15 protein-coding genes are annotated in these 17,010 nt (G+C 41.3%); 11 read left to right on the plus strand and 4 right to left on the minus strand.

Annotated features, from left to right (window positions below):
- The 3 genes from VN447_RS00515 to VN447_RS00525 all read right to left on the minus strand — a co-directional run.
- On the minus strand, positions 1 to 424 hold a 424-nt coding region (locus VN447_RS00515; RefSeq protein WP_325521722.1), incomplete at its 3' end, for a hypothetical protein.
- A gap of 219 nt (positions 425 to 643) precedes the next feature.
- A complete protein-coding gene (locus VN447_RS00520) occupies positions 644 to 1,741 on the minus strand; it encodes an exosporium glycoprotein BclB-related protein (protein ID WP_325521724.1) in 1,098 nt (365 codons plus the stop codon).
- Positions 1,742 to 2,037: 296 nt separating this feature from the next.
- Entirely contained in the window at positions 2,038 to 3,258 is a 1,221-nt protein-coding gene (locus tag VN447_RS00525) for an exosporium glycoprotein BclB-related protein (RefSeq protein WP_325521726.1), read from the minus strand.
- 322 nt (positions 3,259 to 3,580) lie between these two features.
- Here VN447_RS00525 and gmd point away from each other — a divergent pair, with 322 nt between their 5' ends.
- Together gmd and fcl are read left to right on the plus strand one after the other, a co-directional pair.
- A complete protein-coding gene (gene gmd / locus VN447_RS00530; RefSeq protein WP_325521728.1) occupies positions 3,581 to 4,669 on the plus strand; it encodes a GDP-mannose 4,6-dehydratase in 1,089 nt (362 codons plus the stop codon).
- Positions 4,670 to 4,716: 47 nt separating this feature from the next.
- On the plus strand, positions 4,717 to 5,655 hold the full coding sequence (fcl, locus tag VN447_RS00535) for a GDP-L-fucose synthase (RefSeq protein WP_325521730.1): 939 nt from the start codon (positions 4,717 to 4,719) through the stop codon (positions 5,653 to 5,655).
- 121 nt (positions 5,656 to 5,776) lie between these two features.
- On the opposite strand, the gene VN447_RS00540 is transcribed toward fcl, so the two are convergent.
- A complete protein-coding gene (locus VN447_RS00540; protein ID WP_325521732.1) occupies positions 5,777 to 6,739 on the minus strand; it encodes a TylF/MycF/NovP-related O-methyltransferase in 963 nt (320 codons plus the stop codon).
- Between the two features lie 350 nt (positions 6,740 to 7,089).
- Here VN447_RS00540 and VN447_RS00545 point away from each other — a divergent pair, with 350 nt between their 5' ends.
- The 9 genes from VN447_RS00545 (at position 7,090) to VN447_RS00585 (ending at position 17,009) form a co-directional block, all read left to right on the plus strand.
- Positions 7,090 to 7,914, plus strand: a complete 825-nt coding sequence (locus VN447_RS00545; protein ID WP_325521734.1) for an alginate O-acetyltransferase AlgX-related protein — start codon at positions 7,090 to 7,092, stop codon at positions 7,912 to 7,914.
- A 12-nt stretch (positions 7,915 to 7,926) separates the two neighbouring features.
- The gene (locus VN447_RS00550; protein ID WP_325521736.1) at positions 7,927 to 9,504 is read left to right on the plus strand and encodes a hypothetical protein; all 1,578 of its coding nucleotides are present in this window, start codon (positions 7,927 to 7,929) and stop codon (positions 9,502 to 9,504) included.
- A 122-nt stretch (positions 9,505 to 9,626) separates the two neighbouring features.
- Complete coding sequence (locus tag VN447_RS00555) at positions 9,627 to 10,643, plus strand: STELLO glycosyltransferase family protein (RefSeq protein ID WP_325521738.1); 1,017 nt, start codon at positions 9,627 to 9,629, stop codon at positions 10,641 to 10,643.
- A 43-nt stretch (positions 10,644 to 10,686) separates the two neighbouring features.
- Positions 10,687 to 12,981, plus strand: coding sequence for a glycosyltransferase (locus VN447_RS00560; protein ID WP_325521740.1), 2,295 nt, complete (start codon positions 10,687 to 10,689; stop codon positions 12,979 to 12,981).
- A gap of 34 nt (positions 12,982 to 13,015) precedes the next feature.
- Positions 13,016 to 13,609 (plus strand): acyltransferase, encoded by a 594-nt coding sequence (locus VN447_RS00565; RefSeq protein WP_325521742.1) that lies wholly within the window; start codon positions 13,016 to 13,018, stop codon positions 13,607 to 13,609.
- A gap of 246 nt (positions 13,610 to 13,855) precedes the next feature.
- Positions 13,856 to 14,290 (plus strand): FdtA/QdtA family cupin domain-containing protein, encoded by a 435-nt coding sequence (locus tag VN447_RS00570; protein WP_325521744.1) that lies wholly within the window; start codon positions 13,856 to 13,858, stop codon positions 14,288 to 14,290.
- Positions 14,290 to 15,405: a DegT/DnrJ/EryC1/StrS family aminotransferase gene (locus VN447_RS00575; RefSeq protein ID WP_325521746.1), complete on the plus strand. Its 1,116-nt coding sequence runs from the start codon at positions 14,290 to 14,292 to the stop codon at positions 15,403 to 15,405. Before VN447_RS00570 ends, VN447_RS00575 begins: the two co-directional genes overlap by 1 nt.
- A 36-nt stretch (positions 15,406 to 15,441) precedes the next feature.
- Complete coding sequence (gene rfbB, locus VN447_RS00580; RefSeq protein ID WP_325521748.1) at positions 15,442 to 16,503, plus strand: dTDP-glucose 4,6-dehydratase; 1,062 nt, start codon at positions 15,442 to 15,444, stop codon at positions 16,501 to 16,503.
- 38 nt (positions 16,504 to 16,541) lie between these two features.
- Complete coding sequence (locus VN447_RS00585; RefSeq protein WP_325521750.1) at positions 16,542 to 17,009, plus strand: GNAT family N-acetyltransferase; 468 nt, start codon at positions 16,542 to 16,544, stop codon at positions 17,007 to 17,009.
- Position 17,010: the final 1 nt, after the last annotated feature.

Raw genomic sequence — 17,010 nt, forward strand, 5'->3', positions numbered from 1 at the left:
CACCTGTGGCACCAGTTTCGCCTGTGGCACCAGTAGCACCTGTGGCACCAGTTTCGCCTGTGGCACCAGTAGCACCTGTGGCACCAGTTTCGCCTGTGGCACCAGTAGCACCTGTGGCGCCAGTTTCGCCAGTAGCACCTGTGGCACCAGTTTCGCCTGTGGCACCAGTAGCGCCTGTGGCACCAGTTTCGCCTGTAGCACCAGTGGCACCAGTAGCACCAGTTTCGCCTGTAGCACCTGTGGCACCAGTTTCGCCTGTGGCACCTGTGGCACCAGTTTCGCCGGTTTCACCAGTTGCGCCTATTCTAAAAAGCAGTGGGTCAATGTCAATAAGACCGTGACCAACTGCGCCAATAACGCCAGTTTTTCCGTATCTTTTTGTTTCTTCAGGTACGGTCACATCAAAATTTTCTGATTGATCCATGATGTCCTCCTCCCATGTGACAATTTGAATGGGTTGCACAATAAAATATGAAAATTTAAGGTAAAGGGTAACTATTTTATCAGTTATTGTCGATTATTGATTTTACTTCGCAACAGTGCATAGGGTAAGCCGAAGGACTGACCTTGTGAGCCAGGGTCAGTCCTTTCTAAATGAATTGAGCCAACCATGTTTCCTGGGCTTTGTGCCTGACTATTTGCATTAGCTGATTGTAACACCCGCACTTGCATAACCTACAACAGTGGTAGCAGTAACAGTACCCGCTGTAATTGCTGCAGAAAATACCATTAATAGACGAGTTCGCTGAGTTACCGGTGCCGGTATTAGCAAATCTATAGCATTATCGCTAGGTGTACCAAGAGATACCACACCTGAGAGGACCGGGACTAAGGTTACAATAGCACCTGGAATTGGAGTAAAGATGTTGTCGGGTGGTGGAGGGGAACTATATAATTGTGCTGTGATCGTGACTTCTATGTCTGTAAGAGTCAAATCTAGTGCGGTGCTAAAATATGCAGCTATTGACGTAATTGCTCCATCACGAGGAACGGAAAATGCAAAGTTTAAAATTTCGCCTGCACCTGTACTTGTGATATCTATTGTTCCGCCAGTACCACTGATACCGAAAACAGAACTTCCAAATCCAATAAGAGCTGTAGTAAATCCATCCTCGTCAACACTTAGTTGTACAGGAGAGCCTGATGCAAATGGGATTATTGAGCCATTGCCATCTTCGCCAGTAGCCCCGGTAGCGCCAGTAGCCCCGGTAGCGCCAGTAGCCCCGGTAGCGCCAGTAGCCCCGGTAGCGCCAGTAGCGCCAGTAGCCCCTGTAGCCCCAGCCCCAGTAGCGCCAGTAGCCCCTGTAGTGCCAGTAGCCCCAGTAGTGCCAGTAGCCCCAGTTACACCAATAGTCCCGGTAGCGCCAGTAGCCCCGGTAGCGCCAGTAGCCCCAGTAGCCCCAGTAGCGCCAGTGGCCCCAGTAGCGCCAGTGGCCCCAGTAGCGCCGGTGGCCCCAGTAGCGCCAGTGGCCCCAGTAGCGCCAGGACATACTTTCGGTGCACACGGTCCACAAGCCCCGCATTCTTTAGGCTTATGGTCTTGAGGTATATGATGGTGATGATGGTCTTGAGTTGTATGATGATGGTGAAAATGGCGGGACGGATCATTTTCATCGTCATCTTCTGACTGAGCCAGAAGCTTATTATCTCGTTGATAGTAACTATCGCGGGACGGATGTTTCTTTTTATATCCTTGTGCTTCTTCAAGTGTGTTTTCCTTAGCATTTTTTGGCTGATCCATAAGATTCTCCTTCCTTATGTGAATTTAAAGACGTTGCATAATATCATATGAGAAGTTATGTTTAAGGGTTACTTTTTTGATATACTAATGTTAAAATTTTTGTGACGTATCTCTGTTGTTATTACCGCCTTGAGGATGTATGCAAAAAGGTCCTCGTCGATAAAGGACGAGAACCTTTTTATATTTTTACCTGCACGTTAAGAGCACGATATTAATCAAATGATTTGGGTATCAACTGCAGGTTACCAGGAAAGTCCTTATACATTTAGTCGGTTTTGTCACTGAACTATTTTACATTAAACGATTGTAACACCCGCACTTGCATATCCTTCAATAGTAGCAAGGAAAGTAAGCCCCGTCGTAGTTACAGTAAATACCATTAATAGACGAGTTTCTGGAGTTACCGGTATTGCCAGTCCCGTAGTAATGTCACTGACCGTATCACCAACGGAAATTAAACCGGAGAAGGCTGGTAAGTCTACAAACGCACCTGTTGGCGTGAAGATGTTATCAGGTAGTGGTGAGGGTGAACTCCATAATTCTGCTCTAATCGTTGCAGTACCTAAACCAAGAACCAATCCCGCTGTAGCACTAAAGTACGCAGCTATTGATGTAATTGTTCCGGCATGGGGAGCGGAAAATGCGAAGTTGAGAGGTTCGAGTGGCGAACCTGTGAGATTTATTATTGGTCCAACAAGAATAGGAACACCGGCAACAGAAGATCCAAACCCAACGAGAGTTGCAGTTGGGAGTACATCAATAAAAGCAGCAGTCAGTATAGCAGGAACACCTGAGGCAAATGGGATTATAGCGCCAGCCCCAGTAGCGCCGGTATCACCAGTAGCACCAGTAGCGCCAGCCCCAGTAACGCCGGTAGCACCGGTAGCGCCAGTAACGCCAGTAGCACCGGTAGCGCCAGTAGCGCCGGTAGCACCAGTTTCACCAGTAGCACCAGTAGCACCAGTAGCACCAGTAGCACCAGTAGCACCAGTAGCACCAGTAGCACCAGTAGCGCCGGTAGCACCAGTAGCGCCTGTAGCACCAGTAGCGCCGGTAGCACCAGTAGCGCCTGTAACACCAGTAGCGCCGGTAGCACCAGTAGCACCGGTAGCGCCGGTAGCGCCGGTAGCACCAGTAACACCTGTGGCACCAGTTGTACCCGTGGCGCCGGTAGAGCCGGTTACGCCAGTAGCACCTGTAACACCGGTAGCACCCGTAGCCCCAGTAGCGCCGGTTACGCCAGTAGCACCCGTAACACCACCGGTAGCACCCGTGGCGCCGGTAGCGCCGATTACGCCAGTAGCACCCGTAACGCCCGTGGCCCCAGTAGCGCCGGTAGAGCCAGTGGGTCCGGTAGGCCCACAAGGCTCACAATCTTTAGGCTTATGATGTTTTTTATGCTTGTAGAGGTCTTTAGGCTTATGAAGGTAACTATAGTTACGACGGCGACGATGTTTTTTTTTATGTTTTTTTGTTTTTTCAGGTGTATTTACATCAGAATGTTCTGACCGATCCATGATGTCCTCCTCCCATGTTTCAACTAAAGTATGTTGCAAAATATAATATGAAAGATTATGTATAACGGTACTTTTTTGACACTAATTTTACTCTAGGTGTGCCAAGAGCGAAGTTGGATCTGACTAAACAATAACAAAGCCGAAGGACTGACCTGGTGACTAGGGTCAGTCCTTCTTATGTGAATATGGCATATAAGTATTAAGGCAAATAAAAGGAGCCATGGAGTGTAAATGATGATGATCTTAGTTGCATCTTGAAGACTTTAAGCATATGAGTAGAAAGATAACGAGAGTGTCTAGGGGATAGAGGGAGTGAAAATATATGGAGAAAATAGCATTAATTACTGGGATTACAGGCCAAGATGGTGCATATCTAGCCGAGCTTCTACTAAAAAAGGGCTATATTGTTCATGGGGTAAAACGGCGAAGCTCTATGATAAATACTGAACGAATTAATCATTTATATAGAGATGTTCATGAGAGTGAAGTTAACTTTTTCTTGCATTACGGTGATCTCACAGACTCAACTAACTTAATCAGGATAATTCAACAAGTTCAACCAGATGAAATATATAATCTAGCGGCACAAAGTCATGTACAAGTTTCATTTGAAACACCGGAGTACACAGCTAATTCAGATGCTTTAGGCACGCTAAGAATACTTGAGGCAATTCGCATTCTCGGGCTTACAAAAAAAACACGATTTTATCAGGCATCGACTAGTGAATTATATGGAAAGGTGCAGGAGACACCACAGAAGGAAACAACTCCTTTTTACCCACGTAGTCCGTACGCAGCAGCTAAGATATATGGATACTGGATCACTGTGAATTATCGTGAGGCTTATGGCATATATGCTTGTAATGGAATTTTATTTAATCATGAATCCCCAATTCGCGGTGAGACTTTTGTTACCCGTAAAATCACCCGGGCTGCTGCGCGGATTAAGCTCGGGTTACAAAATAACTTATATTTAGGAAATTTAGCTGCAAAGCGTGACTGGGGATTTGCCGGAGATTATGTTCAAGCGATGTGGCTAATGCTGCAACAGGAGGAACCTGAGGACTTTGTTATAGCCACTGGTGAAACGCATTCGGTACGTGAATTCGTTACTTTGGCATTTAAAATCGTTGGTATTGATATTGTGTGGCAAGGAAGTGGCATCGAAGAGCGTGGGGTAGATAGTTCAACTGGCAAGGTATTAATACAAGTTGATCCAAGATATTTTAGACCCACCGAAGTTGACTTATTGTTGGGTGATCCGTCCAAAGCACGAGAAAAATTAGGTTGGAAACCGACGACCAGCCTGGCCCAATTAGTTGACATAATGGTTAAACAAGACCTAACAGTGGCAAAGTGTGAAATGTTATGTAAGGAAAACGGATACCGGATCAATTCGTGCCATGAATGAAACCAATATAAACCATTAATTGAGGATATGGTCGGAGGGGATCACGGATGGAAAAACAATCAAAAATCTATGTAGCTGGTAGTAGGGGATTGGTCGGATCAGCGATTGTGAGAAAGTTGCGTGCAGATAGCTATGAAAATATATTGGAACGGACCAGCGAGGAAATTGACTTGCGAAATTATTCGGAAGTTGAGGCATTTTTTGCAGTAGAGAACCCGGAATATGTTATTTTAGCTGCGGCTAAAGTGGGTGGGATTTATGCCAACGATACACGTCCGGCAGAATTTATATATGATAACTTATTAATAGAGGCCAATGTGATCCATGCGGCGTATAAATTTAATGTTCAGAAGTTATTGTTTTTGGGAAGCTCATGTATTTATCCTAAATTTGCACCTCAGCCGATGAAAGAACAGTACCTGTTAACCGGAGAACTCGAACCAACGAATGAAGCCTATGCAATTGCTAAGATTGCGGGTATCAAAATGTGCCACGCCTATCGAAAACAGTATGGCAGCAATTTTATAGCAGTAATGCCAACTAATTTATATGGTATAAATGATAATTTTGATCTAACCACATCACATGTGTTACCTGCCCTGATTCGCAAATTTCATGATGCAGTTCAAAACAATCAAGAATCAGTAACCGTATGGGGCAGTGGTAAACCAAGGCGAGAGTTTTTATATGTTGATGATTTAGCAGATGCCTGCATATTTTTAATGAATAAGTATAATGAAAGCAATATTGTCAATATCGGAACAGGAACAGATATTTCTATTACAGAGTTAGCTAAAATGATTGCTGATATAACAGGTTTTTCCGGTAAAATTGTCTATGATCAAACCAAGCCGGATGGTACACCTTTAAAACTATTGGATGTTAGTAAGCTGGCAAATATGGGATGGGTAGCTAAGACTTCTTTACAAGAGGGGATTACTAAAACGTATGAGTGGTTTAGAAAAGAATTTGTGCTAGTATTGTGATTCCAAGTAATTAATAGAAAAAAGTGAAGTAGCCGCAGGTAGCTGAAATGCCGGCGGCTACTTCACTTTTAAAATCCTTAAGCATTATAACGCGCTTCGTTTTAGCACTCCTATGTCTAAGTCAGATACTAATTAATAACGTCTGTCCTGACTCCATATATATGGGCATAAAATTGCAATTATTACGCAAGAACCGTACAAGGGCTACCCGAGCACCAATCAAACCAGGTGTATGCCCAGGGTCTTCAACAATTATAATTCCGGACTTTGCCATTAGAGGTGCTAATTTATTCAAAGAAGCCAATACTGCCTCATACATGTCCACGTCAATATTGGCAACAGCTATTTTCTCGACGTTTTTTGGCAACTCATCTGTAATTATATTTAACTTCTCAACTGTAACTGACAATCCCCGTTCCGGTGCATGAAATCTACTGAGTCGATATCTCACAGCGTCGATGCCATGGGTCTGATGAGTACCCGACCATATCCGATCTGCGCTTGTGTGCGCACTTTCATATACAAAGCCGTCAAAAACATCGAAAAAATAGCAGTTCCTATTAATATTTGCATCATAGAGATACTTCATGGCAACACATGAACTACTGCCATTAAAGCAACCAATCTCAACAAAAGTTCCCTTCACCGTCCGTGTAACCTCTAAAACTTGTGTTATATTGGCAAAATCACCATAACCAAAGTCCCATTTAGCAAACCTATTTGCAGTTTGATAGATAAATTCATTTTCTAATACCTCCCGGGCGACATGATTCGTATTCACATAATTAGATGGTTCAGCACAGAATACCGGCTCAAAGACTCCTCCATGATCGATAATGAACTCAATAAATGGAAGCCCGATATCGTCTTGTTCACATGCATAAATAAAAATCGTGTGTGAAAAGTCATATTGCTTTAATAGCTCTGTACTTTCTTTTGAGCAATCTATAAAAGGACAGATCATCTGCATTTCAGTATACTTATCACTTAGAACGACATGGTTTAACCCGGGGTATTTTTGAGTAATAGAGTTTATATTTCTAGCGATAATATCGGTGTTCATTTTCTTTTTTATTATAGTCATCGCTGCTTATGCTCCTTAATATTATAATAACGTTCATACTACACGTGGTTATACTATGTAAGATCGGTACAAATGGTTCTTAAAAAGCACGGCTTATGTCGACTTTAGCGATTGCGGAAGACGATGGTTGAACTAGTATAAAAAAAGATTGATTTCAAATAGAACTGTTTTCCAAGTGATAGGCGAGAGGGTGCATTGCACGGCCTTAGAGGATAGAACATAGACTAATACCGTAGCGATAGACGGCGAGAGCCATCTGAGTTTCATTATTAACTCTGACCTTGACTGACAAGGGTTTAAGTTTTGCCGCTAGGTCCTCACATGAGGATGTAAAAGAAGGAGTGTTTTAGATGGGTGATATAAAAGTCTTGATTGGAAAAGATGGTTGGCTTTTTCTGCAAAATGATACGAATCGTGTTGTGGAACAAAATAATGGCACTCTAAAGTTAACTGAAATTGAACTTAAAAAATGGCTGCGTACTTTAGAATCTAGATTTGCCATTCTAAAGAATAGGGGTATTAAATATTATTTTTTAATTGCTCCTAATAAAGAGAGTATATATCCGGAATATTTACCTGATGATTATATAATAAGTGACGATCGATTGGTCTATCAGTTATTAAATGCTTGTAAACCTTATAATTTACCGGTATATTATCCTGTTGATACCTTAAAATTATATAAATCAGAACATCAATTATATCCCTCTGGGAACACTCATTGGAATGGGATAGGCGGATTTATAGCATATCAGTATGTAATGAACATTATAAAAAAAGACTTTGATACAAATATTTTGGATTGGGAAGAAATAAATTTCGTAGATGAAGAAACCTCCCAAGATTTAGGAAACAAGCTGACTCCTCCAAGAACTTCAATATTCTCATGGGGAAAGGTTAAACTACCTCGAGCCCAAATAATTTATGATAATAAGGCAATCAACTCAGGTAAAATACAGATAACATTAAATAAAAACACTAGTTTACCTACAGCGGCTATTTTTCATGATTCATTTATTGAATTTCTATTGCCGTTTATTATGGAAAGTTTCAGCAAAATATATTTGTTCCATACTCCCTGTCTTGATTATGATTTGATTGAAAAAATTAATCCTGATGTTGTTATTTCAGAAATGGTAGAGCGCTTTTTGATACAACCCCCAGTTGATTTTTAAGGGAGGGAAGTGATGAGTTTGAATGAGTGTATTATGCTATTTGAGGCTTTCAAGAATTCCATGGATAGCCTGCCAGAGTGCAATTCTATTGACCTAGCAAAAGAACTTCTTTCAGAAGAGAGTATCGATGTACATCAAATCATCAACGAGTATTTTAAAAAATATCCCCTTACGATAAAAAGCTCTGATGAAATTCAAAATGATGAAAATTTAATGCAAAGTTTAGGCTTGAATATGGACTATCTAAAATCCAATTTTATTGATGAGTGGGCACACGAACAAGCAATGAGCAATAGTTCATTTTCAATAGAACGATATCAATATATGTTTCCACAAAAACAAGGGAGTCCACCTCTATATAACACATATATTTATGCTGCGCTTGAACAAGGTGTTGTTAGAGCCGTATGTCCTTATTCTGGTGAAGTACTTGAGACATCTACATCTTTTCCAATATTTCTTGAAGAAAAATGGGCACATATTGTTTTCTACCAGATTAAAGGGAGGGAACCTTTTTATATAGGCACTGCGGGTTATCCGAGTTTGAAAAGTTTTGTTTATTTACCTAAGCACAATTTAGTGATTGGCTCGCCAGCATTTTTTCATCTTGGTTATACAAAAGAACACTTATTCTTTGCGATTGCTGAATTATATAGAAAGTTTTTGATATTTACAGAAAAAACAGTAAACTACTTGCAAAACTCTATACGTAATTTGGCTCTAATATATGGTTTGCAGACTAATTTAGGGCATTTTTTAACAAACGAGTATAGCGGTTATTATCGTATCACTACGACTGGATTATATCGAAAAGTAAAAAATATAATAACATATAAAAACAAAAAAGTTCCGTTAGAGCAGCTTTTTACTGAATTTAAAAAAGACACTTTTTATAATTGCGACAATGAAGATCAGCTATTTGAAATATGCATGACAAATGGATTATTTGTACTTTACCCTTGTGCCGCTCATTTATCCGCAGAAGCCGCCTTTCATATACAGCAAATTGCCAATACTTATGGCAGTGATAGCCAAAAGCGCCTAATCGCTCACTGTGTGGCTGATCCTCTAATCTTTATTAATCTGCGTAAGCATAATAAAGCATGGCAAGAACAGGTCGATGGCATAATTAATCTTGCAAGAGCCTTAAAACAAACCTATCCCAATGTTGGAATTTTTTTAGATGGTTTAAGTGATTGTCAAGAAGATGCTGAACTGATTAGTCATTCGTTGGATGGTGACATCGTTGTTTATATTGGTGTGGATATTTCTTTGATGGATACGATTTGTTGGGCGAGCAGAACAGATGCTTATCTTTGCGTTATCGGATCGGGACTCGTATTGTTAACGTGTATTGCCAATAAACCAGGAATTGTACATTCTGAATATGTACATATGGGGCAAGTGCGTCCTGGTGGATATTGGAGTGGACTTAGAAATGACATATTTGCTCCTATTTTAGTATCATGGGACGAGATTATTGTATTACCAGAAAAAAGTCGACACTTACCTGCAATTTATGCAAACTACTCTATGGACTGGCATTCGTTATATAACCGGTTAATTAAGATATTGTATCCGCCATCATGAATAGATAATATTTTAGCAAGCTAAGGGTAAAATCCCCTTAGCTTGCTTGAAATGTGGTTGCGGGATCGCCCCAATGTTCATACCATAGATTAATCTGGTTATGAATTTCAAGGGGGAATACAATGCAGAATAAAGTGGCAATCGTGGTGACGTCGATCAGCAATCCCAATAAAGTATTAAAGTCCATTGCCAGTGGTGCTGTGGAACATGGTTACGAATTTATTGTAGTGGGGGACACCAAAAGTCCTTCGGATTTTTATATTGAGGGATGTAAGTATGTTGGTATTGAGGATCAAGTAAAATCCGGGCTTGAGTTTGCTGCCGTTTGTCCTACGCGGCACTATGCACGTAAGAATATTGGCTACCTATTGGCTATACGCGATGGTGCAAAAGTCATCATTGAAACAGATGATGATAATATGCCAAGAAATAGTTTTTTTTCAAAACGGGAAAGACTGAGATCTGTTCATACCTTAGCTAATGCTAACTGGGTTAACGTTTATCGGTATTTTAGCGATAAGCTCATTTGGCCTAGAGGATTACCCCTGGATGCCGTTCACAACTCACTTCCAGCACTAGATGCTTTGCCCTCAAATACAGTCGATTGTCCTATTCAACAAGGTTTAGCTGATGAAAATCCGGATGTGGATGCGATTTATCGTTTAATCCTGCCATTGCCTCAACTTTTTCTCCGAGAAAGAGAAATTGCGTTAGGCAAAAATAGTTGGTGCCCATTTAATAGTCAAAATACAACATGGTGGTCAGATGCTTTCCCCTTGTTGTATTTGCCAGCCTATTGTTCATTCCGCATGACTGATATTTGGCGTAGCTTTGTGGCGCAACGTATCGCATGGGAGAATGGCTGGCATATTCTTTTTCATGATGCCACTGTTTGGCAAGAACGAAATGAGCATGATTTGATGAACGATTTTGTAGATGAAATACCAGGCTATACGCATAATCGCCGTATCGCCGAAACACTAGGTTCATTGTCACTACAAGCGGGTCATAAACATATTTTGGATAATATGAGAAAATGCTATGAAGCGCTTGTTGGAATAGGTGTTGTAGGTCACGACGAGTTAAGATTATTAAATGCGTGGCTGTCGGATCTCGTACAAATTGGCTGGCTGGAGTGAAAGAAGGGTGTATGTTGATCCGATAATTAGAGGGGGCATTAGTGTGAGCTGCTTAGGAGACAGTAAACAAATTGAAGATAGTAAAGGAACAGCTGAATATAAAACTATTAAGCAAGCATTAACCAGTATTATTATCTTAACGTACAATAAGCTGGACTATAATAAGCTGTGTATTGAAAGTATCAGAAAATATACAGAAGTCGATTCGTATGAAATAATTGTTGTAGATAATAACTCGAGCGATGGGACAGCTGAATGGTTACAATCCCAACCAGATATAAGATTAATTAAGAATGATGAAAATGTTGGATTTCCTGCAGGCTGTAATCAAGGTATTAAGGTGGCTCATGGTGATAGTATTCTTTTATTAAATAATGACACTATTGTGACGCCCCACTGGCTAGCTAACCTCAAAAGGTGTTTGTTTAGTTCAAATGATATTGGTGCAGTCGGTGCAGTTACCAATTCGTGCTCGAATTTCCAATGTATTCCTTGCGAGTATTCCAGTATTGATGAAATGATAGGTGTTGCCAGACAAGTGAACAATTCTAATCCAGAACTTTGGGAGAATAGAGCACGACTTGTTGGTTACTGCATGCTAATTAAGGCTGAAATAATCAATGAAATCGGTTTATTAGAAGAAAATTTTTCACCAGGAAATTATGAAGATGACGATTATTGTTTGCGTATCAGAAACGCCGGTTATCGTTTGGTCTTGTGCTGGGACACCTTCATTCATCATTTCGGTAGTATATCTTTTGGGGAGCAGGCTACTCAATATAATAGCCTTTTGGAAACAAATAAACGAAAATTTATCGAAAAATGGGGTTTACCCCCGCACGCTGTTGCCCCATATGAGCCGCCGCAAGACTTGATTGCAAGAAAGTGGTTTACTTATCAGCATGAATTCAGCTTTTATAAGCAATGGATAGAAAATGCGAGAAGAAAATTTCTTTCATTAATTGATCAAGCTGAATTTGCGTTACTAACTGGGAATCTTGAAAAAGCTGTGGTTTTGGTGAAGCAGGCGGCGGATTCTGGTCACCACTCGCATCCAGGTTTTTTTATTTCACCTCGGTTAGAGTTGGTTCTTCGCAAAGTCGCGCAAAAACTAAGTGACCGGGTAATGGCGCCGGTGATGATTGCACAACCCAAAAGTACGGATAAGAGAAATGTATTACATGTTATAAGCCAAGGGTATTATTCCGGTGGTCATACTAGATTAGTTGAGCGTTGGATATCTATGGATTCAGCATCAACTCATTCCGTAATAGTTACGCTAAACAGCACTACTAACCCGCCATGGTTAATGGAAGCAGCGATTCAATCTGGTGGTTGGTATAATACTCTTGACACTACTAATCTTAGTTTGTGCCAAAGAGCCAAAATGCTGCGTGATGTAGCTACGACGTGGGCTGATTTGGTGGTTTTGCACATACATCCTCATGACCCCATTGCACCAATAGCTTTTGGTGTTGCTGGCGGTCCACCGGTAGTATTTTTAAATCACGCCGATCATGCTTTTACGATAGGAATGAGTGCTGTTGACCTAGTTGCCGAGCTTAGAACTGCAGGACAGTTACTAAGTATGGCCCGAAGAAATACGACTAAATCCAGCATACTGCCGATACCGCTCAAGCTGCCGAAACAGTTGCAAAATAAGCAACTATCTAAGCAAGCTCTTGGTATAGGTGAGGATAAGATCGTTTTTTTAACAATTGCTACGCCTTATAAATTGGTCCCTTGCGGTGAATATAATTTTATCAATTTGCTTCGAGAAATAGTTAAGAGGTACGATAATGTTGAGGTTTTAGTCGTAGGTCCTGCAGACTCTGGTGAGTGGGCTCAACTTAAGAGTGAAAGTAATGGACGTATAAGGGCTTTTGGTATCCAGTATGATTTGAGTCTATTCCACAGTGCGGCTGATGTATATCTGGTTTCAATGCCGATGGGGTCGTTGACGGCAGCGCTTGAAGCAGGTGCGTCAGGTATTCCGGTTGTTGGATTGACAGTTAACGTTGAAACACTCAGCGTGGATATCGCGCCAGGTACTGTCGAAACTCTGTTTAATAGTCTTGATGAGCTTTTCGTGGCGATAGACAGATTAGTAAGTGATGAAGCTTTCCGCAGTAATCAAGGGGATTATTTAAAAGCGGCGATCCTTCAAAACCATTATTTAGGCTGGACAGAGCAGTTGAGCACGTTATACTCGCTCCTTCCTGCCAGCCATTATCCTGCAGAAATATTAGACAGTAAAGAACAGGATGCTGCTAGTAGTGATGTCAGTTGGGCGTACTTTCAACATCGGTGTGGATTAAGCTATTCAAGTTTTGGTTAGGATGGGATACGAGAAAGTTTAAGGAGGTTGATTCATGCCTTTCTTTAAACACGAACAAGCGATAGTAGATTCTAACAATATTGGTGATGGAACAAAAATATGGGAGTTTGTCCATGTATTACCTCATGCGACCATAGGGGAAAATTGCAATATTTGTGCTCATGTATTTATCGAAAACGATGTGATTATTGGTGATAATGTCACTGTAAAATGCGGCGTATATGTTTGGGACGGAGTGAGGGTAAAAGATAATGCCTTTTTAGGGCCTAATGTGACATTTACCAACGATGTAAGACCGCGTTCAAAACAATATCCGCTGGAAGTTGAAAAAACAATCATTGAAGAAGGCGCTTCTATCGGTGCCAATTCTACTATTATTGCAGGTAATACCGTAGGGAAATATGCTATGGTCGGTGCTGGTTCAGTTGTTACTAAAAACATACCCAATAACACGTTATGGTATGGAAACCCGGCAACATTTAAGGCTTATATATGTAAATGTGGGGAAAAACTAGATTCAGTATTGAGTTGTAATAGATGTAATAAATCATATATTTTAAATAACGACAATTTCATTCAAGAAAAGAGTGACCTTACAATATCACAAAAATGCAGTCGACCTCTTTAGAGGCTGGCTGCATTTTTGTCAAGTGTCAGGACTGTATCTGTTTTTTGTAAAGGTAAGGACTAAGTGATGAGATGTGAAGAGCAAATGTCAATTTTCGATTGAAACCTGCATATTATGATAGGGGGTAATTTATAAAGGCGAGGGTAGAAGATCAATCTGGAAAGAGGCAGCATCATGAAGAGGAATTTGGGCCAAGGGTTGTAGTTTATGAAACTTATGAGTAGATAGCTTGGGGGGATTAAGTTTATGGGTGTCGACAAAGTCAAGCTGATTGAGTTACCTAAAATTCACGATCCTCGAGGTAATCTTAGCGTAATTGAAACTGGGAATCATATTCCCTTTGATTTTAAAAGAATTTTTTATCTGTATGATGTTCCAGGGGGAACAACGAGAGCAGGACATGCCAACGTTAAGTTAGAGCAACTGCTTATTGCTATGTCTGGCAGCTTTGATGTCATTGTCGATGATGGCTTCAAAAAGGCAAAAATACATTTAAACCGCAGTTACCAAGGGTTATATATTCCGGGGATGATATGGCGTGAATTGGAAAATTTCTCATCGGCGTCTGTATGTTTGGTGCTGGCTTCTGACTTTTACGATGAGACCGATTATTATCGGGACTACGATGAGTTTATCCAGGCAGCTCATGGCAAAGTTCCCGACATAAAAGGAGAGGCATAATGCACGTTTCGTTTCTAGACTTGAAGTCTACCTACCGTGAAATTCAGTCAGAGTGCGATGCTGCTTATCAGCGTGTTATGGAGTCTGGCTGGTATATACTGGGAGAAGAACTCAGTGCATTCGAAGAAGAATTTGCGTGGTATTGTGGTGTGAAGAATTGCGTTGGTGTAGGTAACGGCTTGGAAGCGTTACATCTGGTATTAAGGGCCTGGGATATTGGAGTAGGCGATGAAATAATTGTTCCAGCCAATACCTACATAGCTACGTGGTTGGCCGTTACTTACTCCGGGGCTCGGCCTGTTCCTGTAGAGCCGGACGCAAAGACGTATAATCTTGATCCCGGAAAAGTTGCAGCGGCAGTCACTAAGAATACTAAGGCAATTATCGCTGTTCATCTTTATGGGCAGCCAGCCGATATGGATGCAATTAATAAAGTAGCTAAGCAATATAACTTAAGGGTTCTGGAAGATGCTGCTCAAGCCCAGGGCGCAGTCTATAAAGGTAGATTTACCGGCAGTCTGGGAGACGCGGCAGGTTTTAGTTTCTATCCTGGCAAAAATCTTGGCGCCTATGGCGATGCCGGTGCCGTAACAACTGATGATGATGTGCTGGCAGAAAAAGTACGGTCTCTGAGAAATTATGGTTCAAAAATTAAATATATCAACGATTATCAGGGGTTTAACTCTCGCTTAGATGAGCTGCAGGCCGCCTTTTTACGGGTAAAGTTAAAGCATTTGGATGAATGGAATAGGCGGAGAAGGAGTCTGGTTGAGGTATATTTACAAAAAATAATCAACCAAGATATAGATTTGCCTTATGTCCCAGAGTGGGTAGAGCCTGCTTGGCATCTGTTTGTTGTTAGAAGCAGGAGCAGAAATGATTTACAGAAGTACCTAAAAAAGAGTGAAATTGAAACTTTAATTCATTATCCAATACCACCGCATTTGTCAGGCGCGTATCGCGCACTGGGGTTTAAAGAGGGAGATTTCCCTCTGACTGAGAGACTAGCAAACGAGGTAATAAGTCTACCCATAGGGCCACATCAAAAGATTAATATGGCTGGCTTTGTGATCCAGGCAGTTAATGACTATGTTAAAGCGAATTCTTCTGATTAGCATCAATTAAGCTTAATTAGCTGGAGGTGATATTTGTTGCGGACATTATTTATTACAGGTGGAGCTGGCTTCATCGGCAGTAACTTGCTTCATTATATTATGGCAAATACCAGTTGCCAGATTATCAGTCTGGATAAGCTGACCTATGCAGGTAATCTAAATAATTTAAAAGCTATACTCCATCATCCCCGCCACATTTTTGTCAAAGGATCAATTCAGGACCGGACACTGATAAAACAATTGCTTGATCAATATCAGCCAGATGGAGTTATACACCTGGCAGCCGAATCCCATGTGGACCGGTCAATTGACGGGCCGGGAGAATTTATCCAAACCAACATTGTGGGAACTTTTGAACTGCTGGATTGCGTTCGTGATTATTGGTCTAGGCAAGATTCCACACAGAAAGCCGCTTTTCGCTTTCTTCATATATCGACTGACGAGGTTTATGGCTCTTTAGGGGCTGAAGGCTATTTTACTGAAGAAACAAAGTATGCGCCTAATTCGCCGTATTCTGCATCCAAGGCCGCATCAGATCACCTGGTGCGGGCTTATTTTCACACTTACGGCTTACCGGTGCTAATTACGAACTGCTCTAATAATTACGGACCTTATCAATTTCCGGAAAAGCTGATTCCTTTGATGATACTTACTGCGCTCAAAGGTGAGCCGTTGCCTATATATGGCGACGGCAGCAATATTCGGGATTGGCTCTTTGTGCTGGATCACTGCACCGCCATTTTAAGAGTGCTGGCACAAGGGAAGCCCGGAGAAGTCTATAATGTCGGTGGCAATAACGAGAAGACTAATTTGCAGGTAGTCCAAGGTATATGTGATTTACTGGATAAAATGCAGCCTTGTCAGAATGGTGGCAGTTATCGTGAGCTCATTACTTTTGTAAAAGATCGCCCAGGCCATGACCGTCGCTACGCTATTGATTCTTCAAAATTAAAAACTGAGCTCGGCTGGATTCCGCAAGAATCTTTTGAATCTGGGCTGAGCAAGACTGTTAAGTGGTATTTGGATAATCTGGATTGGTGTGAAGGTGTCACATCCGGCAGTTATCGTGGCGAGCGGCTGGGGCTTATTAACGTCTAGGAGTGTGAAGTAGCCAATGATATACAGAAGGGATATTTATGAGTGATTATGCTATTGGCGAGGTTACTTTTGATGAACTCAGCAAAGTAACGAGCATGGTTAAAGCGGTGTTTGATAAGTTTATCGCGCCTAGCTTTTTAGAAGAAGGAATACGAAGCGTCTATGACCTTATAGCTTCTGAAACAATAAAAAATCGTCTTTTGAAAAACTCCTTTATGTTAGTTGCTAGAAAGGAAGACCAGATAATCGGCGTAATCGAATTTTATTATATAAATCATATGCTATTATTGTTCACTGCAGAAACTTGGCATGGCTGCGGTATTGCCCGAAGTCTCTTAGAAGCAGGAATAAGTAGATGTTGTCGAGAGCACGAAGGGTTAAATCAGATTACAGTAGGCGCTTTCGAGTTAGCTATCCCTTTCTATGAAAAGATGGGATTTGTTATTTATGATCAAGAGCAAACGATTAATGGAATACGCTTTACTCCGATGTTAAAGGCCTTTTAAT

Source organism: Sporomusa sp., from assembly GCF_035561155.1.
Classification (GTDB): domain Bacteria; phylum Bacillota; class Negativicutes; order Sporomusales; family Sporomusaceae; genus Sporomusa.